The sequence below is a fragment of the Acinetobacter sp. WC-323 genome (assembly GCF_000314615.1).
In the GTDB taxonomy this organism is placed as follows: Bacteria; Pseudomonadota; Gammaproteobacteria; order Pseudomonadales; family Moraxellaceae; genus Acinetobacter; species Acinetobacter courvalinii.
Genome location: NZ_AMZS01000072.1, coordinates 20,337 through 39,224 on the forward strand (window position 1 = coordinate 20,337; position 18,888 = coordinate 39,224).

An 18,888-nucleotide genomic window follows, 5' to 3' on the forward strand; every position below is an offset into this window, starting at 1 on the left:
TGGAAGTAGAAGTTTTATATTTGAAAGGTTAGCTTTATGAAAGTCCAAGTTAAAGTATTAGATGCGCGTTTAGGTCAAGAGTGGGCTTTGCCTTCTTATGCCACCACAGGTTCGGCAGGTTTAGATTTACGTGCATGTTTAGATGCAGCGATTGATATTGCGCCAGGTGAAACGGTTCTGGTAAAAACCGGTTTGGCGATTTATATCGAAGATCCAAACTTTGCAGGTTTGATTTTGCCGCGTTCAGGTCTAGGTCATAAACACGGTATCGTTTTAGGTAACCTGGTGGGTTTGATTGATTCGGATTATCAAGGCGAATTGATGGTCTCAGTCTGGAACCGTGGTCAAAACACCTTCCGTTTAGAGCCAGGTGAGCGTTTGGCACAATATGTGCTGGTACCTGTGGTACAAGCCGAGTTTGAACAAGTCAATGAGTTTGTGGCTACCGAGCGTGGTGCGGGTGGTTTTGGACATACCGGTCAACAATAAGATTCCGGTAAATATCACTTAAAATGCAATGTTTTACTGGAAAACGTTGCATTTTTCATATTGATTGTTTGTTTAAAGTATATTACAAAGCAACTGATTAATTATTTTAATTTTTCTGAACAAGGGTTAGTTAATTACTTAATAATTTCGCCATCTTGCATAATCAGAATGATTATAAAAATAGGGGCTTGCTGTGAATATACAACAAACTTTTCCTTTGAATATTTTCCGTGCCTACGATATTCGCGGAAAACTTTCAAATCTCACGCCAAATATTATTTGTTCAATTGCGCATGCCCTGGCGTTAAACTATAAAAATGCTGGACAGAACCAGGTTGTGGTTGGGTATGATGCGCGATTAAGTAGTCCTCATTATGCTGAAATTATTCAGCACGTTCTTCAGCAACAAGGATTGCAAGTCACTAATATCGGTTGCTGCTCATCGCCAATGATGTATTACATTGCTCGTGATTTTGGGGGTAATGGCATTATGGTCACTGCCAGTCATAATCCAAAGTCGGATAACGGCATTAAATGGATTGTGAAAGGGGAGCCTCCGAGTCCAGAGATGATTCAATCCGTTGGACAGCTTGCTCAGATTTCCCAACCAGCCGCAAATGAAAATTTCTCCGCCGATATTCGCCCGCATCAGATCATTTCTCAATATTGTTTACCTTACCAACAGTCTTTAATTGATGATATTCATCTGGCACGTCCCTTAAAAGTAGCTTTGGATGGTTTACATGGCTCGGCAGGCTGTTGTGCAAAACAAGTGCTGGAAAAGTTAGGCTGTGAGGTGATCGCATTACGTTGCGAAGCCAATGGGCATTTCCCTGATCATGCACCCGATCCTTCCCATGCCGAGCATTTAAAGCAGTTACAGGCTGTGATCCTGTCAGAGCAGGCGGAACTGGGTATTGCCCTAGATGGAGATGGCGATCGGGTTGTATTGCTGGATCAGCAGGCAAATATTATTAGCCCTGACCGGTTGTTATCCCTATTTGCACAAATCTGTTTACAGCAGCATCCGCAAAAAGAAATTGTATTTGATGTGAAATGCTCGCGTATGGTGGCGGATACGGTTCAGCAACTGGCAGGTCAGGCCAAAATGATCCGTACCGGCAGCAGCTTCTTACGGGCCTATTTATCTCAATCCAAAGGTGCAGCCGTTTTTGGCGGAGAATATGCAGGCCATTATGTCTTTAACGATGGACGCGGTTATGGCTATGATGACGGCCTCTATGCGGCTCTGCGGGTGATGGAATATCTGACTCAATCCACTGCAAAAAGCTTGTCTGAATTACTGAGTATTTATCCTGAACGTTACTGTACAGAAGATACCTATATCAGTACCCATGATGCCAACCCGCAACAGGTTTTAAATGAAATAGAGATTTTAAGTCACCGTTTAGGCGCACGTTTAAGTAAAATAGATGGGGTAAGACTTGATTTTGATGATGGTTTTGGCATTATTCGAGCATCAAATACGGGTGAATATTTTACCGTCCGCTTCGATGCAGACAATCCGGACCGGTTAATCGATATTCGCCAGAAGTTTGTTTCCATGTTGCAAGATCATTATCCACAGATTGCACAAGAACTCGCACAGGCTTAATAAGGAGAGACGCATGCCACATGAACATATCGGCATTGATAAAGCAAAAATTTTGATTGAAGCTTTGCCGTATATCCAACGATTTGCAGGAAAAACGTTGGTTGTAAAATATGGTGGTAATGCGATGACTGATCCTGAACTGGAAAGTTCATTTGCCCGTGACATCGTGTTATTAAAAACAGTCGGTTTAAATCCGATCGTTGTACATGGTGGCGGTCCACAAGTGGATTCATTATTAAAACGTTTAGGGCAGGAATCTGACCGTATTGATGGCATGCGTGTAACCGATGAAGCGACCATGGAAGTGGTTGAGATGGTATTGGGCGGTAGTGTCAACAAATCGATCGTGAACTTGATTAACAAACATGGTGGTCGTGCCATCGGTTTAACCGGTAAAGATGGCAACCTATTGCGTGCACGCAAATTGTTGATGGAAAAACAGGAAGCAGATGGTTCCATTTCACAAATTGACTTGGGCATGGTGGGCGAAGTCACAGGTGTAAAAACCGACGTCCTTGAAATGTTTACTCAAAGTGATTTTATTCCTGTGATTGCACCACTCGGTGTCGATGAAGAGGGCAATACTTATAATATCAATGCAGACCTTGTGGCTGGAAAGGTTGCAGAAGCCTTAGGTGCAGAAAAACTGATCTTATTGACCAATATCAGTGGCGTACTGGATGAAAATAAGAACCTGTTGACAGGCCTGACTACGCAAGAAGTTGACCGTCTGATTGAAACAGGCGTGATTTATGGTGGCATGATTCCAAAAGTCGGTTGTGCGCTGGATGCAGTTAAAGGTGGTGTGGTGAGTGCGCATATCGTTGATGGACGCGTACCGCATGCAAGTTTGTTGGAAATCTTTACCGATCATGGGGTAGGGACTTTAATTACCAATCGGGTCAAGCATTAATTCTGCCGATTAAAAAATTGAGGCCTTTATAGGGCCTCTTTTTTCGTCATGTGTTGTTCATGTTTTAGTCATCTCAATGTCATTTACGCGCTTTAAGGTAAAGCTAGTCATAAGGAGCTTTCATTATGCTAGAAAAATTAAATCAATATCGTCAGACATTGACTTTACCTTTACGCCACAAACCAGCTCAAAACCAGTTCCGTTTTGAATGGGTGGATAATTTAAAAGAATTACAAGATGTACAACGTTTTAGAGCGACGCAATTTAGCCATCAGTTTGGCATGTCTTTTGAAGACGGTTTAGATCAGGACCTGTATGATTTTGGCTGTGAACATGCTGTTTTACGTGAGAAATGGACAGGTGAAATTGTTGCCTATACCCGCTTGAAATTATTTCAAGGCCATGAAATCGGGCAGAGCTACAGCGCGCAAGAATTCGAAATTGTTCCACATTTATCACATTTACCGAGTGTTTTAGAAATTGGTCGAACCTGTGTTCACCCTCAATTTCGTTCTGGTAAAGCACTCTCCATGCTATGGTTGAATCTGGTGCCTAAAGTATTATGGTCAATGCGTGCCAAATATTTAATGGGCTGTGTCAGTATCCATTTAGACGATAATCTGGCCCGTGCCTATTATACCCATCGCCAGATTCAGCAACTGGGTGAGCATCAAAGTATTGATATCCGCTCAAAGCGTATATTTGAACCAGAACGTCCTGACTATAGCTTTCCGCAAGATGAGCGCATGCCAAAACTATTCCAGACTTATCTGGGCATGCAGTCGAAACTTTCAAAACAGGCATTTTATGATGAAGACTTTAAATGTCTGGATTATTTTGTGTTTCTGGAAGTGAACAAGATCGCCATGTCTTTTGTGATGAACAAAATGGTGCAGCGTTAGTGCTTTATCATTCTTAATCTAATAGTGAGCACATATTCAGATTTACAAGCGATCTCAACCTCATGCACAATAGGCATAGATGTTAGATAGTTAAAAGATATGTGCCAGCTATTAGGAATGAATTGTGCTACCCCGACAGATATTACCTTTTCGTTTCGTGGGTTTTCCCAACGAGCAGGGGTCACGTCTGATCATTGTGATGGTTTTGGTATCGTATTCTTTGAAGATAAGGCTTGTCGCCTATTTGTCGATAACCAGTCCGCAGTCGAATCTCCGATTGCCGATCTGATTCGTAACTATCCGATCAAGTCTCGTAATGTCATTGCGCATATCCGTAAAGCGACCCAAGGCAAAATCAACTTAGAAAATTCACATCCTTTCTTGCGAGAGTTGTGGGGCCGACACTGGATTTTTGCTCATAATGGCGATTTGCATGACTTTAAACCTGAATTAAGCGGTCGTTTCGAACCGGTTGGTAATACCGATAGTGAACTGGCATTTTGCTATTTACTCGATCAGATGGTTGAGGCATTTGGTTATACCGAGCCAAGTCTAGAAGAAATTTTTTCATTATTGCAGCGCATTTCTCCACAAATTGCCGAGCATGGAACTTTCAATTTCTGCTTGTCCAATGGCAAGGCGCTGTATAGCTATGCCACCACCAAATTGCACTGGCTGGTACGCGAATACCCTTTCCAGCATGCACACTTAATTGATCTCGATGTCGAAGTTGATTTTAGTCAGGTCACGACGCCTGACGATCGTGTGGCAGTGATTACCACAGAACCTTTAACGCATAACGAAGCGTGGACTGCCTACCAGCCTGGGGAAATGATTTTATTCCAGTGTGGCAAACCGATTTTGCATGCTTTAACCCGAGTCGAGCGTTTAATCCGCGAGGCAGAAAATCCTGCATTAAAACGAATCACCAAAGCAGACCAATATTAATATCGAAGATATAAACAGAATATATGTTTTAACTGTTTTTATTAAAAAAATTAGTACTCATTTTTCTGGTTATATCAATAAAATTAGATAGATAGTTTTTCTTGCTGGTTAAAAAATACTTGAGTGTTTTGATCGGTAAAAATATTAAATTAAATATAAAACAATAGTTTATTATGTTTTGTTAATAAAAAATGCAAACCTGACAAAAATGCTGCGTTTTTATTTAAATACTTTACCGATATTATATCCGTATTCATTAAATCAAATATGGTTTGGGGTTCGATATGGGTATGAAATGGTCTGTCGAATATAATACAGGAATCGAGGTGATCGATGATCAGCATCGTCGTATTCTAGATTATATTAATGAAATTGATGAATTAAAAGAAGACGATGACCGTGCAAAGTTAAAAGGGATTCTGGATAATATTATTGATTATACCCAGTCTCATTTTACCTTTGAAGAAAGCTTGCAGGAAGAAGCAAATTATAAATATCGTGTGCCGCATAAACGGGTACATGACTTATTTATCAAAAAGATAGAGACTTATCGTCAGCGTTTTGAATTGGGGCAGGAAATTGATGGTGAGCTACATGAAGCACTATCAAAGTGGTTGATTAATCATATTCGTCATGATGATGCCGATTATGTCGGTGCCGTCAAAGAAAATATGATTGGTATTATTAAAGAAAATGAAAAGAAAAAAGGGAAGAACTGGTTTTCTCGATTCTTCTCATAATAATAAGATAATAAAAAAAGATCCCTTGTTATAAAAAATAATAAGGTTGGTATGAGTGATATACAGGGGGTCGAATGAATAAAATAATAACTGGTGCGCAGCAAATCATCTTGACGAGGTGATTTGCTTTTTTCTTTTGCGATCTTTTGTTTTGATTTTCAAGCGTGAGAAAGGCAAAATAGATTGAATATTTCATTGCAAACACCATAAAGCGCAATGAGTTCAAAGATTTTTCAAGGAATGCATTATGCAGGACACAACTCTGTCACGCTGGTTTGCCCCAGTGATGGCGTTTTGCCTATCTTTTGTCATGATTACCACATTGGCACCGACGGTGGGTATCCAGATTGATCGTCAATTCGATTTCTGGTTGCTTTGGTTAGGGACCATGATTTTATTGGCACTGCCAATCGGCTATCTTGAAATCGCTTTAGCAAAGCGTTCACAAACCACTGCATTGCAAGCCCTTTCAAGCCTGACCCGTGATGCCGATGCTTCACCCAAATGGCGTCTGGTTGGCTGGTTAGCAGTTGTTTTCGTCCCGTTTTTTGCAGGTAGCGTATTAAGCACTGCAAGCCATGTGGTGAATGCGCAACTGGCATCTAATATTTCGAGTCAGATCCTGTTCGCGATTCTTGCGCTTGTGGCATTTGCACTTTCTTTTATTCCCCGTCAATTCCTGATTGCTTTGACCACTATTGGTGTGGTTGCTGCTTTCGTTCTTGCTAATGTGATGGGCACCCAGTTACAGGCTTGGCACTGGACGGGTGTGGAGTTTAGCGAGTGGGGCAATGCGACCGTGCTGGCCTTGGTCGCAAGTGGTCTAGGTTTGGGCTTATATTGGCAGAGTAGTCTGGCAATAGTGAAAAAGCAGGAAGCTGCAACCACTTCAGTGTTGCCGATCTGGATAGCTCAACTGCTTGCCGTGATTGCATTTGGTTTCTTCTCGATTCAGGCTCAGTTGCCTGCGTTAGCGTGGGGTTTTGCTGCCCTGATGTCGGCTGCCTTATTAATCCAGTTTGCAAAAGAGCAACTGGCGCAGCGCCAGCTGGCGGTTGTAGTGCAATGGGCAATTTTACTTGCAGCCGTTGCAGTATGGGCAGTGCCTCAAGTTGAGCAAGTTTTTAATACTGTATTGATGTTATGGGGCCTGGTCATTTGCCTGATCTATGCCTTGTTTGCGGGCTGGATTATGAAGATCAGTCATCTGCGTAAAGCCATGGGCTTTAGCAATGAGCTGTTCTATAACCTGTGGCGTATTGCGATCCGTATTGTGTTACCCCTTTCAATTGTGGTCGCGATTATTGCGGTGATCGGGCAAGTGATTTAAATGGAACCGATTAAACAAGTCTGGGTGGCTTACACCACACCTGAGCAGCAGTTCCATCTTAAGGTTGCATTCAGTGAGGGAATGACGGCTCAGCAGGCGATTGATGCCAGTGGCTTAGCCGAGCAGGTGGGCCTGCCAGAAGTTTTACATTTGGGAATTTTTGGTAGCAAGATTGAAGCTGAGACTGTGCTACAGGCCGGGGACCGGGTCGAGATCTATCGTCCCTTAACCATTAATCCCAAAGATATCCGTCGGAAACGGGCAGAAAAGAATCCGGTTGGACGATTTATCAAGGGTAATCGCTTTAGACCATCAAGCTCATAAAGAAAACCCCTCACGATTCTCTCGATGAGGGGTTTCTTTTTACGGCAAAGCCGTTATAGTGGGGGCGCAGTCAAAATCGCTTCTTTTGATGCCGGTAAACCAGGTTGTGATTCTGGAATCGTATCCAAGCCTTCCAGACGTTCGACATTACCATTCGCATCAAAATAAACTTTCAAATGCTGGCCGTGTGCCGCAGGTATTTTTGCTTTTTTGGCATAGGTACCCGGGATGTAGTTGTAGATGTAGTCCCAACGTTGTGGATTTAGTGGATCTGTCACTGTTGGACTACCCAGCAAGAAACGGACTTGCTGAAAGCTCATGCCCACTTGTACTTGAGATGCTTGTGCTTTGGTTAATGGTGTTCCCTGTGGAATATCGACTTTATAAACACCAAAGACTGAACAACCGCTAAGTACTGAAGTGACGAACAACGCCAGCATGATTTTTTGCATTTTGCTACACTATCCTGATAAATGATGATGCATTTGGTTCAAGGATAGATCATACTGCATCTAAACTCTATTGCCTATTCCAACTTAAGATTTGTTGAGAGACCTTTTTTTATGCCGATTTCCAATCAAGACTTACGCAAAGCTGGACTTAAAGTTACCCTTCCTCGTATTAAGATTTTGGAATTATTAGAAAATTCAAAACAACATCATTTAAGTGCTGAAGATATTTATAAAACTTTGCTTGAGCAAGGTGAAGATGTAGGTCTAGCAACGGTTTACCGTGTGTTAACACAATTCGAAGCTGCCGGTATCATTCAGCGTCACCATTTTGAAAACAACCATTCTGTTTTTGAAATCATGCAAGAAGATCATCATGATCACCTTGTATGCTTGAACTGTAACAAAGTTGTTGAATTTACAAATGATATTATTGAGCAAGAGCAACATGCGGTTGCTGATAAGCATCAATTTACCTTAACGGGCCATTCTTTAAATCTTTACGGCTATTGCAGTGATGCAGAATGCCAAGAGGCTTATCGTAAAAAATAAGCTGAGTTGAGTTAAAAATTTAAAGTTCACGAAAATTGAACAAATAAAAAGGGAAGGTTACAAAAACCTTCCCTTTTTTTAATGGCTTAGTTTGAATTACTGACCATCAAAGGTAATGTTGCGGCTGGCACTCAATAACTGGTCTGCGCCTTCTTCTGAAAGTTTGATGGTGAGACGTAGATCGTTTGGTGAGTCTGCATGCTTCAATGCATCCTTATAGGTAATCTGACCTGCTTTATAAAGGTCAAATAAAGCCTGATCGAAGGTCTGCATTCCTAGCTCGCGTGAACGTTTCATCAGATCTTTAATCTCATGAATTTCACCTTTACGGATATAGTCGGCCAGAAGCGGGGTGTTAATCAGAATCTCAATCGCAGCACGACGCGAATTGCCGTCAGGCGTTGGAATTAACTGTTGTGCCACCAATGCTTTTAAGTTCAATGACAAGTCCATATACAGCTGGCTATGACGATCAGCTTCAAAGAAGTGAATAATGCGGTCTAAGGCTTGGTTGGCATTGTTGGCGTGTAGGGTCGCGAGTACCAAGTGACCTGTTTCTGCGAAGGCAATCGCGTAGTCCATGGTTTCACGAGAGCGAATCTCACCAATCAGGATCACATCGGGTGCCTGACGTAGCGTATTTTTCAATGCTACTTCAAATGAATCGGTATCAATGCCCACTTCACGCTGTGTCACAATGCAACCTGCATGCTGATGTACAAATTCGATCGGATCTTCAATGGTAATGATATGACCTTTAGAATTCTGGTTGCGGAAACCAATCATCGAAGCGAGGGAAGTCGACTTACCAGTACCTGTTGCCCCTACAAAAATGATGATGCCGCGTTTGGTCATTGCCAGTTCTTTCAGTACTTCTGGCAGTTTCAGGTCATCCATGGTGGGGATGTGGGTCTCGATCTTACGCAGAACCATGCCCGGCATATCACGTTGCTGAAAGGCGCTGACACGGAAACGGGCCGTTTTTTCACGATTCATGATCGCGAAGTTACATTCACGGGTATCGGCAAACTCTTTACGCTGTTTGTCGGTCATGATGGACTGTACCAGTTGACCGACGATTTCCCCAGACAGCTTGGTTTTTGAAACAGGGACAATCTGCCCGTTAATTTTCATTGAAGGTTCAACATCCGCCGTGACAAATAAGTCTGAGGCATTCTGCTGAATCATCAAATTGAGTAAGTCATTAAAATCCATGATATTTCTCTAATCCCTTTATTTTTATAGGAATGACTCGGGTTGTTTCGCCACGGTACGTGCCGTTTGCGGACTGATTAAACCTTTGGACACCAATGTTTTCAAACTTTGATCCAAGGTGGTCATACCGTAGTTGGCACCTGTCTGGATCGCTGAGTACATTTGCGCGACTTTATTTTCACGGACAAGGTTACGAATTGCCGGAATCCCGATCATGATTTCATGTGCAGCCACACGGCCACCGCCGTTCTTTTTCAATAAGGTTTGTGAAATCACCGCTTGTAGAGATTCAGACAACATGGCACGCACCATGTCTTTTTCTTCAGCAGGGAATACGTCGATGACACGGTCAATGGTTTTTGCGGCAGAGGTAGTATGCAAGGTACCAAACACCAGGTGACCGGTTTCCGCAGCGGTCAATGCCAAGCGAATGGTTTCTAGGTCACGCATCTCACCGACCAGAATAATATCCGGGTCTTCACGCAGGGCAGAACGCAGTGCAGCATTAAAGCCATGCGTATCACGGTGTACTTCACGCTGGTTGATCAGGCATTTCTTCGACTGGTGTACAAATTCGATTGGATCTTCTACCGTGAGGATATGGTCATAACGGTTTTCATTAATATAGTCGATCATTGCCGCGAGGGTAGTTGACTTACCCGAACCTGTTGGGCCTGTCACCAACACAATTCCACGTGGATAATCACAGATTTCCTTGAAAATTGTACCGAGGCCTAAATCTTCCATGGTTAGCACTTTAGAAGGAATGGTACGGAACACGGCACCAGCGCCACGGTTCTGGTTGAAGGCATTCACACGGAAACGGGCAATATTCGGTACTTCAAATGAAAAGTCAGTTTCTAGGTCTTCTTCAAAATCACGACGTTGTTTATCATTCATAATGTCGTACACTAGACGGTGTACATCTTTATGTTCCAGTGCTGGCAAGTTGATACGACGGACTTCACCATCTACGCGAATCATAGGAGGCATACCCGCTGACAGGTGTAAATCTGATGCACCGTTCTTGACTGAAAAGGCGAGTAATTCTGTAATATCCATAATTTCCCCGAAACAAACTCAAAAAGTCTCATTATTTTGTAGAATAATATAAGGCTTTCATTCCGGCTTACCAACACCTTAGAGAATGGGAAAGCAAAAAAACATTTCGTAAATGAGAACTGTGTCAATGAATCAATCGCAACAATCCCGCCAAACTGTTTTAAATCAAATAGAACACGCCTGCCAGCAAGTTCAGCGGGATCCTGCGACTGTGCAATTGTTAGCCGTTTCAAAGACTCATCCTGCATCAAGCTTACGAGATATGTACGCAGTGGGGCAGCGTTGTTTTGGTGAAAACTATCTACAGGAAGCCTTGGAAAAAATTGAAGAGCTCAAAGATCTAGAGATTGAGTGGCATTTTATTGGTCATGTACAGCGCAATAAAACCAAGCATCTGGCTGAAAAATTTGACTGGGTGCATGGGGTTGACCGTTTGATTATTGCCGAGCGTTTATCTGGCCAGCGTCTGGAATCGCAAGCGCCGTTAAATATTTGTCTACAAGTGAATATTGATGGACAAGCATCTAAAGACGGTTGTCAGCCAGAACATGTGGCTGAACTGGTTCAGAATATTAGCCAGCTTCCGAATATCCGTTTACGTGGCTTGATGGTGATTCCTGCGCCGGACAATCATGCGGCATTTGCACAGGCTAAAGTGCTATTTGATCAGGTGAAATCCGTGCATGCACAGCCGCAAGATTGGGATACCTTGAGTATGGGCATGTCGGCAGATCTGGAAGCAGCGATTGCAGCGGGTTCAACCATGGTCAGGGTCGGGACAGCATTGTTTGGTGCAAGGGATTATTCAGCAAAGTCTTAATAATTATTTAATTCAACAAAATCGCTCCAGAATTGAATCGGTTTTGGAGTGGCTTGCGGTTGATCAAACAGTGTTTTATCTAGGTTGAATTCATTACAAAAGTAATTGATCAGGTCTGTTCCATAATAAATAATATCGGTTTGCATGATTGAAAATATAGGATTTCCATTTTCAAGTGGTGTACTCGGAATATAACGATGAGAGTAAACAGGGATCATTTTCGGATAAGCTTTAAACTGCTCCTCAAATATTACCAGACAGTCTGAGATTTCCTCTGGTGCGGCTCCCCATTGATCTAACCAAAAGCCATTTTTAATATCAAAGGCAATGCCTTCGTGAGGTGCCTTGAGCTGCTCTATCAGTATATTTTTCGCTTGATCGTTATGAAGTGCTTCTCTCCAGCGAGGAAATTTCCATTTATTTTCCGAAACAGGAAGTCCGTACTTTAAAAATAGCTTCAAATCAGGAGGGAAGTGAAATCTAAAAAGCTGCTCTATTGCTTCTATTTCAGCTTCTGTTAAGCCAGTGTCAAACTGGATACCGTGCTTTAATAGTTCTGTATGAAGCAATTGAATGTTCATTAGCCCACTACTTCAATCCGACTCGAACCCGAACCAACCGGTTGAACCTGAATCTGTACAGGAATCCGTTCATGCATTTCCTGAATATGCGAAATTAAAATCACTTTACGACCTTGGCTTTGCAATTGATCCAGCGCATTCATCACCATGTGCAATGATGATGCATCCAGTGTTCCAAAACCTTCATCAATAAACAGTGATTCAATTTTCATCGAACCCGAGGCCATATTGGCTATCGCCAAGGAAATCGCCAAGGCTGTAAGGAAGGACTCTCCACCTGAGAGCGAAGCCACCGAACGGATTTCGCCATCCATATCATGGTCGATAATTGCCAGACTGAGCGAGTTTTCCAGACGCTTTAAGGTGTAACGCTGTGACAGCATTGCCAATTGCTGATTGGCGTATTCCAGCAAAATATCCAGATTATACTGTTGCGCCAAATCACGGAAATCTTTGCCCTTAGAATCGCCAATCAGGCTCGAAATCTTATTCCAGCGATGCTCCTGTTGCTGAATTTGCTGGATCTGCTCGGCAAACTGTTTTTGCTTGGCAAGATTTTGCTGATGCAGTTCCAGCTGAACTTTATATTGATCGCGTTGTTCAAGCTGCTGTTGCAGTTTGTCCTGATTTAACTGAATCAGCTCAGACAGCTGTTCCTGCTGGATCTCGGGCTGCTGTTGTTGATGCTCGTTTAATTGCTGTTGTGCAGTTTTGAGCGCATAGGCAGCTTCGCTGAGAACACGCTCTGCATTTTGCAGCGTTAAGCGAATCTGCTGTTCCTGTGTGGACGAAATGACCAGTAACTGACTTAACTGTTGTTCCTCAAACTGGGTGTGCTGCGTCAGCCATGCACTAATTTCGTTGTTACATTGAGTCAATGCCTGCTGATTGTGTTGATGCTGGGCTTTGAGCTGTTCCAGTTCATTCTTATGTTGCTCAAAGTTTTGTCGCGCCAGTTCGAAATTCTGTTTAAGTTGCTGGTATTGATGCTGCACCTGTTGTCGTTGCTGATCATGCTGATGCAACCATTCATTGGCTTTGAGTTCAGTTGAACCGGCCATTGCCTGAATGAGTTGATTGGCAGCCTCACTATTTTGTTGACCCTTTTTTGCAATGTCCTGCAATTGCTGAGTTAGTTCAGCATGTTGGGTATTCAAGGCATTCAGATTTGATATGAATAAATTGAGTTGTTGAGTGCTGTGCTGTTGTTGTTTGCTCAGTCCATCCGCATGATCAAGCTGTTGCAGGCGTTGTTTTAAACGCTGCACAATTTGTTGTGAGTGGGCTAGCGGTTGTTCCAGCCAAAGCGTTTTCTCATGACTTTCCAGACAATCTACAATATGCTGAATCTGTTGCTGTAATTGCTGTACGTTTTCCAGTTGATAGGCCGTATTCTGGATAGCTTGGTTTAAATGAAGCTGCTGTTTGCTGGCCTGGCTGAGCTGGTGTAATTCCTGCTCAAGCTGTTGTTTTGTCTGTGTAGATTGAGTGCTTAAGCCTTGCAGGTAAATTTCAAGTTCAGGTTGCGCAACATTCAAATCGAGTTGAATCTGGGTTTGGGCCAAATAGTGCTGTAATTCTTGCTGTTGCGTGTTTAGCTTGTTCTGGGCCTGTTGTAAGGCATTTTGCTGCTGCTTTTGCTCGGATTGCAGTTGGGTAAATTGCTGCTGTGTATGCTGCCATTGTTGAAAGCATTGCTGTTCTTGCTGTAAAGCCTGTTGTTCCTGCTGTTGTTGTAATGCAAATAAGGCCTTAGACACCTGACTTTCATCATCACGATAGGGATGCTCGGTACTGCCACAGACCAGACAGGCTTCACCTTGTTTCAGTTCAGCACGTAAATGTTCAACATTTTCTGCGTGTAACAGGCGTTGCTGTTGCAGAATATGTTGTAATTTTTCCCGTTCGGTTTTTGCGTTCTGAAATTCACTTTCCGCTTTTTGAGTATTTTGCTCAAGCTGTTGAGATTGGTGTTGCAGTGCGCCCAGGGTTTGTTTGAGTGCTGAGGCTTCATTTTTTAATTGAAAATGATGCTGTAATTTTTGCTGAATCACATCCAGTTGATTCAGTTGAGTCAACAATTGCTCTTTTTGTGCCTGTTTTTGTTCTAGCCTAGACTCAATCTGCTGCGGGCTACCAAACTGTGTAATCAATTGAGCAATTAGGTTTTTATCTTGCTCAAGTTTGGCCTGAGCCTGTTGAATATTCCCAAGGGTATTTTCAACTTTTTGATAATGCTGAATAAACTGTTCGAGCTGCTGTACATGGGCATGCAGACCCTTATCCAAAACCGAGAAGTGGCCACTGCGCTGTAATTGCTCAATACAGGTTGCCTGTTGTGTACTCAAATTCTGAATATGTTGCTCAAGCTGTTGCTGCTGTTGCAGTAGAGGCTGTTGCTGAGTTTCAACATGTGCCAGTCTGCTTTTGGTCTTTTTATAATCTTCTGCAATATAGTCACGTTCCTGCACATATTTACGGACCTGATTCAACTCATCTTGATGTTGCAACTCAAAACTCTGAAACTGTTGTAGCGCCGTTTCTGCTTGCGTATAGCGGACTTTTTCCTGCTCAAATTCTGTGGTTAAGCGACTAAAATCTTGCTGTTTCTGCTGCAGTTGTGGTTCAAGTTGTTGCAGTGTTTTTTGGATTTGCTGCTGTTGAAAAGCAACAGGGCGAATCTCGGAAAAGATATCCAGTTGTTCGAGCAGTTGGCGATCTGTTGCTAATCCAGCATGGGCATTGAGTTGCGTCTCATGCTGCTGTTGTTTGAAGATAACTTCACTTTTAAGCTTTTGTTGCTGCTCAAACCACTGTTGTTGTTGTTTAAGCTGGTTTCGCTCGTTCTCAAGTTGCTGGACCTGTTGTTGGAGCTGTTGAAACTGAGCCTGTAATTCGGCAACTTCCTCATCGGAACGAATTTCGATATGGCCTAAAACATTTTCCAGCTGTTTGCGTTGATTGGTGATTTCACGGGTCTTTTCAAAGGCCAGTTGTCCAATTTTGGCAAAGATACTGGAATTGGTCAGATACTCCAGCAATTCGCCCCGTTCGGTATCACGGGCTTTTAAAAATGCAGTGACCTCAGACTGCGCCAGTAAAACGGCGCGGGTAAACTGTTCAAAACTGAGTTGGGTAATCTGCTGGATATGGCTTTCGACGGCTTTGGTCTTGTCTGCCACCACCACACCGTCGGTGAGACATTTAAGCGAGCGCTGCACACTTTGCAGTTTCCCACTGGCATTTTCACGGGCACGTTTAATTTCCCAACGCGCCTGATAATGTTTTTGGTCTTGTGCTACAAAACACAGTTCAGCAAAGCCGTGTCCTGTACCACGACGTAAAACGGTCAGGGGAGAGTTGGTCAGCAGTTCAGAACCATCCACATCCAGAAGCTTGCCATCACTTTCCTTAAGGCGGGGAATTTTATTAAACAAGGCCAGACACATGGCATCTAAAATGGTGGATTTACCAGCCCCAGTTTTGCCGACAACGGCGATCAGCCCTGCATTGGCCAAAGGGTCGCATTCAAAATCAATAAAGTGTTCACCCGCAAGAGATGCCAGATTTTTTAGTCGAATCGATAAAATTTTCATGGCAAATCCTTAAGAACTTTGATCATCTTCAAGTTTTTTCTGTGCTTCACTCACCAGACTTAAGAAATCTTTGGTGACGTCATCATCGGCGTGATAGCCCTTTTTCTCCCAGATCTGCTGGAATAATTTTTCCGGTGTCGGTGGTTCCAGGCTGATGCTTTGCTTGGTTTCAGCATTATTTTCACTAGATAAATATTGTCTGGAAATACGTACCAGACGATAGCGATCCTTCGGCAAGGCATCTTCAAATTGTTGGCGCAAATTCGGCTGTGGGGGAATCGCGGTATGATATTCGATATCGACATATTCACGATGCTCGAGATTTTCGATGGGGCCACTCGGTAGGTTTTTAAGCTGCTGCATGACCGCTGTGAGTTCATCTTTAATTTTATGCAGTTGAATACTTCGCGGAATTGCCAATGCTTCAAAATTTAGCTTATTTTCTGGTTGGGTCGAATCAATGGTGACATCAACCACTTGATGCTTATAATTAATTTCACTAAATGACAGTGGAATCGGAGAGCCACTATAACGAATATGTGGATGCTGTACCTTTTGTGGTTTATGCAAATGACCCAGCGCTACATAATCAATGCTGTCATCGAACAGGCTGGTCGAAAGTGCTTCTTCATTGCCAATGATAATTGGGCGTTCAGAATCAGAAGTTTCCCCGCCTTGCATATGTGCATGCGACATCAGAATCAGCGCTTGATCCTCGGTTTTACGACGTTTGGCTTCTTCGATTAATTGTTGGTGTAGATAAGCAATGGCATTCTGGCTATTGGTGGTGTGTTCATTAAAGCCTGTGATTTCGGCAGAACGCAAGAAGGGCAAGGCAATACACCACGCGACAATCTGTTTTTGCTCATCATAAATCGGCAGAATTAAACGTTCCAGATCCAGCGTTTTATCTTCCTTCCAGCGAATCACGCCAACCGTTTTGGCATTATATTTGGCCAATAAGGGTTCAACCTGTTCAATTCGGTAGCCTGAATCGTGATTGCCTGCAATCATGAGGGTTTGCATATGTGGTGCAAGTTCATGCGCATCGGCGAGGAATTGGTAGAGCTGTTTTTGTGCCTGAGAACTCGGATTGATAACATCAAAAATATCACCTGCAATCAGCAAGGCATGCGGCTGTTTCTGTTTGATTTGCTCAAGTAACCATGTCAGAAATTGTTCATGTTCATAATGGCGGGAATGATTATAAAAGAATTGCCCCAAATGCCAGTCAGAAGTATGAAAAAAACGCACAGTCATAAATGAATCTAAAAAAAGAATTGAACCAGAATAAGGTAGCACGTATTTAAGCGGAAAGGAGAATCTTGCTGAGCAGAAAAGTAGTACATGATCGCGCTTGATCATTTTTAAGCGTTGCTCTAGTTTGAAGATAAAGTCATGCAATAAAAAATGAGGCATAAAGATGAGCTTAGGTAAAGTAAGCCGTGAAGTGACGGATCAGATTATGTTGATTGGGCTGGACCGTGTGGAAAAACGGAATGCCTTTGATAGTCATATGATTCAGGATTTGTCTCTGGCGTTAACTGAATATGAGCAGGATCCTGAACTTCGTTGTGCGGTAATTTTTGCACATGGCGACCATTTTACAGCGGGCCTGGATCTAGTTGAGTTACAACCGAAGATATCTGAAGGCATCTTTAATTTTGCGGAACAACAAATTAATCCGTGGGGAACAGCGGGCCGGCATCGGAGCAAACCCATGGTGGTGGCGGTACAGGGAATTTGTTATACCGCAGGAGTTGAGTTGATGCTAAATGCCGATGTGGTCATTGCCAGCGAGAATACCGTCTTTGGTCAGCTTGAAGTGCTACGTGGCATCATGCCATTTGGTGGGGCAACGGTGCGCTTTGTGCAGGCTGCGGGATGGCAAAAAGCCATGCCATATTTATTAACCGGTAAAACTTTTGATGCGAAAACGGCGGATCAGCTCAATCTGATTTCCGAGATTGTGGAAAATGGTCAACAGTTGCAGCGAGCCATTGAAATTGCCAAAGAGATTTGCCTCTCCGCACCACTTGCGGTACAGGCTTTATTAGCTTCTGCAACCGATGCACTAACCCAAGGGCAGACGGCGGCATTTGAAAAGATGAATAGTTATCTGATGCCATTGTTTGAATCGCAGGATGCACAAGAGGGTGTCCGTGCCATGTTAGAAAAACGTTCGCCGCAGTTTAAGGGAAAATAATCATTTTGACTTCACTTGAGCCTGATCGGTTATTGCGCCTTTTCATCTAGCTCACAAATACCAAAAGTATTATGGTCAGGATCAAGAAAATAGCCCTGCCAGCAACGATTCGGGATTGCAAATTTATCCATGGCCACAATGCCGCCGAGGCTGAGAATTTTAGCTGCTGTTTCATCAAAGTTTTCGACTTCTATGGTGCAGGTAAAGGCATTGGTCCCGCATCCTGTGGGTGGAATCGCCACTGGGCGTTGTAGTAAGCCGCCGTGAATTCCTTCTGTTTCAATGCGATAATATTCGATCGGCAGGCCTTCCACCTTTTCAAAATGCCAGCCAAATGCAGACTGGTAAAAATGGACGTCGCGTTGAGGATTGGATGACTGAATTTCAAAATAGGTAACGGTATTCATGATTCTATTCCTTGGTCTTTATTGTGCTTGATTCATTCTAGACAGAACTGGCATGAGCGCGCTCAAGCTTTATGTAAATGAGTAAACTTGTCCTTTCTGATTTGATTACTCAAATAAATTTTATGAGTTTAACTAAAATAGCGGAGATTGATTAAACCTTGATGAAGATAATGAAGTTAGCAGCTCATCCTGAGCTTTTGGATCAAGCTGCCAATTGGTTTGCGCAGAAATGGGAGATTCCTGTTGAAGCATACCGTGACAGCATGCAGACCTCGATTGAACAGGCACAAGCTATTCCACAATGGTATGTGATTCTGGATGACAGGCAGCACATTATTGCGGGTGCAGGGGTGATTGATAATGACTTCCATGACCGCAATGACCTGACACCAAATTTATGTGCCTTATTTGTTGAAGAGACTTATCGAAAGCAGAATATTGCCAGACAACTATTAGATTTCGCTCGGACAGAGATGAAAAACGCTGGCTTTGAAAAGTTGTATCTGGTGACAGATTTAAATGATTTCTATGAAAAATGTGGCTGGACATTTTTAACGAAGGTCACTGAAGATGAGGGTGAGTTGATCAACATGTATGTTGCCGATACCTGAGCAAACTCAAATCGCAGGCAAATAAAAACCGACGATTCGAGTGATGATAAATCGTCGGTCAAAATCTTTTTCAATGGTTATGGCTGCTAACACAACCATTGTTAAAGATGGAGAGTCATAATGAAAGG

19 protein-coding genes are annotated in these 18,888 nt (G+C 43.0%); 12 read left to right on the forward strand and 7 right to left on the reverse strand.

Going from position 1 to position 18,888, the window contains the following annotated elements; translation table 11 throughout:
• Positions 1-36 precede the first annotated feature (36 nt).
• From dut to ACINWC323_RS00525, 8 genes are all read left to right on the forward strand, one after another.
• Positions 37-489 (forward strand): dUTP diphosphatase, encoded by a 453-nt coding sequence (gene dut / locus ACINWC323_RS00560; RefSeq protein ID WP_009516196.1) that lies wholly within the window; start codon positions 37-39, stop codon positions 487-489.
• A gap of 193 nt (positions 490-682) precedes the next feature.
• Positions 683-2,104: a phosphomannomutase/phosphoglucomutase gene (locus ACINWC323_RS00555; RefSeq protein ID WP_009516133.1), complete on the forward strand. Its 1,422-nt coding sequence runs from the start codon at positions 683-685 to the stop codon at positions 2,102-2,104.
• Positions 2,105-2,117: 13 nt separating this feature from the next.
• Positions 2,118-3,017, forward strand: a complete 900-nt coding sequence (gene argB / locus ACINWC323_RS00550; protein ID WP_005229070.1) for an acetylglutamate kinase — start codon at positions 2,118-2,120, stop codon at positions 3,015-3,017.
• 125 nt (positions 3,018-3,142) lie between these two features.
• Positions 3,143-3,919 (forward strand): GNAT family N-acetyltransferase, encoded by a 777-nt coding sequence (locus tag ACINWC323_RS00545; protein WP_005229071.1) that lies wholly within the window; start codon positions 3,143-3,145, stop codon positions 3,917-3,919.
• Between the two features lie 99 nt (positions 3,920-4,018).
• Positions 4,019-4,867 (forward strand): class II glutamine amidotransferase, encoded by an 849-nt coding sequence (locus ACINWC323_RS00540; RefSeq protein ID WP_032881791.1) that lies wholly within the window; start codon positions 4,019-4,021, stop codon positions 4,865-4,867.
• Between the two features lie 284 nt (positions 4,868-5,151).
• Positions 5,152-5,607 carry a bacteriohemerythrin gene (locus tag ACINWC323_RS00535; RefSeq protein ID WP_009516181.1) on the forward strand — a complete coding sequence of 152 codons (456 nt, stop codon included), beginning with the start codon at positions 5,152-5,154 and terminating at the stop codon, positions 5,605-5,607.
• Between the two features lie 247 nt (positions 5,608-5,854).
• Entirely contained in the window at positions 5,855-6,937 is a 1,083-nt protein-coding gene (locus tag ACINWC323_RS00530; RefSeq protein WP_009516183.1) for an SLC5/6 family protein, read from the forward strand.
• Positions 6,938-7,261: an RnfH family protein gene (locus ACINWC323_RS00525; RefSeq protein WP_009516141.1), complete on the forward strand. Its 324-nt coding sequence runs from the start codon at positions 6,938-6,940 to the stop codon at positions 7,259-7,261.
• Positions 7,262-7,314: 53 nt separating this feature from the next.
• Here ACINWC323_RS00525 and ACINWC323_RS00520 read toward each other — a convergent pair whose 3' ends face one another.
• On the reverse strand, positions 7,315-7,713 hold the full coding sequence (locus ACINWC323_RS00520) for an outer membrane protein assembly factor BamE (protein WP_004655148.1): 399 nt from the start codon (positions 7,711-7,713) through the stop codon (positions 7,315-7,317).
• Between the two features lie 111 nt (positions 7,714-7,824).
• On the opposite strand from ACINWC323_RS00520, the gene fur reads away from it, so the two are divergent.
• Positions 7,825-8,262 carry a ferric iron uptake transcriptional regulator gene (gene fur, locus ACINWC323_RS00515; RefSeq protein ID WP_009516168.1) on the forward strand — a complete coding sequence of 146 codons (438 nt, stop codon included), beginning with the start codon at positions 7,825-7,827 and terminating at the stop codon, positions 8,260-8,262.
• A 96-nt stretch (positions 8,263-8,358) separates the two neighbouring features.
• On the opposite strand, the gene ACINWC323_RS00510 is transcribed toward fur, so the two are convergent.
• Positions 8,359-9,477 carry a PilT/PilU family type 4a pilus ATPase gene (locus ACINWC323_RS00510; RefSeq protein ID WP_004770977.1) on the reverse strand — a complete coding sequence of 373 codons (1,119 nt, stop codon included), beginning with the start codon at positions 9,475-9,477 and terminating at the stop codon, positions 8,359-8,361.
• A gap of 24 nt (positions 9,478-9,501) precedes the next feature.
• Complete coding sequence (locus ACINWC323_RS00505) at positions 9,502-10,539, reverse strand: type IV pilus twitching motility protein PilT (protein ID WP_004770978.1); 1,038 nt, start codon at positions 10,537-10,539, stop codon at positions 9,502-9,504.
• A 127-nt stretch (positions 10,540-10,666) separates the two neighbouring features.
• On the opposite strand from ACINWC323_RS00505, the gene ACINWC323_RS00500 reads away from it, so the two are divergent.
• Positions 10,667-11,359 (forward strand): YggS family pyridoxal phosphate-dependent enzyme, encoded by a 693-nt coding sequence (locus tag ACINWC323_RS00500; RefSeq protein WP_009516159.1) that lies wholly within the window; start codon positions 10,667-10,669, stop codon positions 11,357-11,359.
• On the opposite strand, the gene ACINWC323_RS00495 is transcribed toward ACINWC323_RS00500, so the two are convergent.
• Genes ACINWC323_RS00495 through ACINWC323_RS00485 form a run of 3 tightly spaced genes read right to left on the reverse strand, consistent with a single transcriptional unit; the run spans position 11,356 to position 16,796 of the window.
• Positions 11,356-11,940, reverse strand: coding sequence for a hypothetical protein (locus tag ACINWC323_RS00495; protein ID WP_009516191.1), 585 nt, complete (start codon positions 11,938-11,940; stop codon positions 11,356-11,358). The two genes, ACINWC323_RS00500 and ACINWC323_RS00495, sit on opposite strands and share 4 nt — an antisense overlap.
• Positions 11,940-15,536: an AAA family ATPase gene (locus ACINWC323_RS00490; RefSeq protein WP_009516127.1), complete on the reverse strand. Its 3,597-nt coding sequence runs from the start codon at positions 15,534-15,536 to the stop codon at positions 11,940-11,942. The genes ACINWC323_RS00495 and ACINWC323_RS00490 overlap by 1 nt, the downstream gene beginning before the upstream one ends.
• A gap of 9 nt (positions 15,537-15,545) precedes the next feature.
• Positions 15,546-16,796 (reverse strand): exonuclease SbcCD subunit D, encoded by a 1,251-nt coding sequence (locus ACINWC323_RS00485; protein ID WP_009516149.1) that lies wholly within the window; start codon positions 16,794-16,796, stop codon positions 15,546-15,548.
• A gap of 163 nt (positions 16,797-16,959) precedes the next feature.
• Between ACINWC323_RS00485 and ACINWC323_RS00480 the strand changes: the two genes are divergently transcribed.
• Positions 16,960-17,742 (forward strand): crotonase/enoyl-CoA hydratase family protein, encoded by a 783-nt coding sequence (locus ACINWC323_RS00480; RefSeq protein WP_009516179.1) that lies wholly within the window; start codon positions 16,960-16,962, stop codon positions 17,740-17,742.
• 29 nt (positions 17,743-17,771) lie between these two features.
• On the opposite strand, the gene ACINWC323_RS00475 is transcribed toward ACINWC323_RS00480, so the two are convergent.
• On the reverse strand, positions 17,772-18,149 hold the full coding sequence (locus ACINWC323_RS00475; protein ID WP_009516147.1) for a VOC family protein: 378 nt from the start codon (positions 18,147-18,149) through the stop codon (positions 17,772-17,774).
• 161 nt (positions 18,150-18,310) lie between these two features.
• Between ACINWC323_RS00475 and ACINWC323_RS00470 the strand changes: the two genes are divergently transcribed.
• Complete coding sequence (locus ACINWC323_RS00470; protein WP_032881793.1) at positions 18,311-18,760, forward strand: GNAT family N-acetyltransferase; 450 nt, start codon at positions 18,311-18,313, stop codon at positions 18,758-18,760.
• The last annotated feature ends 128 nt before the right edge of the window (positions 18,761-18,888 follow it).

Bases quoted from the DNA above. Each gene is read 5' to 3' on its own strand.
- ACINWC323_RS00520 (WP_004655148.1), bottom strand. From the start codon at position 7,713: ATGCAAAAAATCATGCTGGCGTTGTTCGTCACTTCAGTACTTAGCGGT.
- ACINWC323_RS00480 (WP_009516179.1), top strand. From the start codon at position 16,960: ATGAGCTTAGGTAAAGTAAGCCGTGAAGTGACGGATCAGATTATGTTG.
- ACINWC323_RS00475 (WP_009516147.1), bottom strand. From the start codon at position 18,149: ATGAATACCGTTACCTATTTTGAAATTCAGTCATCCAATCCTCAACGC.
- dut (WP_009516196.1), top strand. From the start codon at position 37: ATGAAAGTCCAAGTTAAAGTATTAGATGCGCGTTTAGGTCAAGAGTGG.
- ACINWC323_RS00540 (WP_032881791.1), top strand. From the start codon at position 4,019: ATGTGCCAGCTATTAGGAATGAATTGTGCTACCCCGACAGATATTACC.
- ACINWC323_RS00500 (WP_009516159.1), top strand. From the start codon at position 10,667: ATGAATCAATCGCAACAATCCCGCCAAACTGTTTTAAATCAAATAGAA.
- argB (WP_005229070.1), top strand. From the start codon at position 2,118: ATGCCACATGAACATATCGGCATTGATAAAGCAAAAATTTTGATTGAA.
- ACINWC323_RS00510 (WP_004770977.1), bottom strand. From the start codon at position 9,477: ATGGATTTTAATGACTTACTCAATTTGATGATTCAGCAGAATGCCTCA.
- ACINWC323_RS00530 (WP_009516183.1), top strand. From the start codon at position 5,855: ATGCAGGACACAACTCTGTCACGCTGGTTTGCCCCAGTGATGGCGTTT.
- ACINWC323_RS00525 (WP_009516141.1), top strand. From the start codon at position 6,938: ATGGAACCGATTAAACAAGTCTGGGTGGCTTACACCACACCTGAGCAG.
- ACINWC323_RS00505 (WP_004770978.1), bottom strand. From the start codon at position 10,539: ATGGATATTACAGAATTACTCGCCTTTTCAGTCAAGAACGGTGCATCA.
- ACINWC323_RS00485 (WP_009516149.1), bottom strand. From the start codon at position 16,796: ATGACTGTGCGTTTTTTTCATACTTCTGACTGGCATTTGGGGCAATTC.
- ACINWC323_RS00545 (WP_005229071.1), top strand. From the start codon at position 3,143: ATGCTAGAAAAATTAAATCAATATCGTCAGACATTGACTTTACCTTTA.
- ACINWC323_RS00535 (WP_009516181.1), top strand. From the start codon at position 5,152: ATGGGTATGAAATGGTCTGTCGAATATAATACAGGAATCGAGGTGATC.
- fur (WP_009516168.1), top strand. From the start codon at position 7,825: ATGCCGATTTCCAATCAAGACTTACGCAAAGCTGGACTTAAAGTTACC.
- ACINWC323_RS00495 (WP_009516191.1), bottom strand. From the start codon at position 11,940: ATGAACATTCAATTGCTTCATACAGAACTATTAAAGCACGGTATCCAG.
- ACINWC323_RS00470 (WP_032881793.1), top strand. From the start codon at position 18,311: ATGAAGATAATGAAGTTAGCAGCTCATCCTGAGCTTTTGGATCAAGCT.
- ACINWC323_RS00490 (WP_009516127.1), bottom strand. From the start codon at position 15,536: ATGAAAATTTTATCGATTCGACTAAAAAATCTGGCATCTCTTGCGGGT.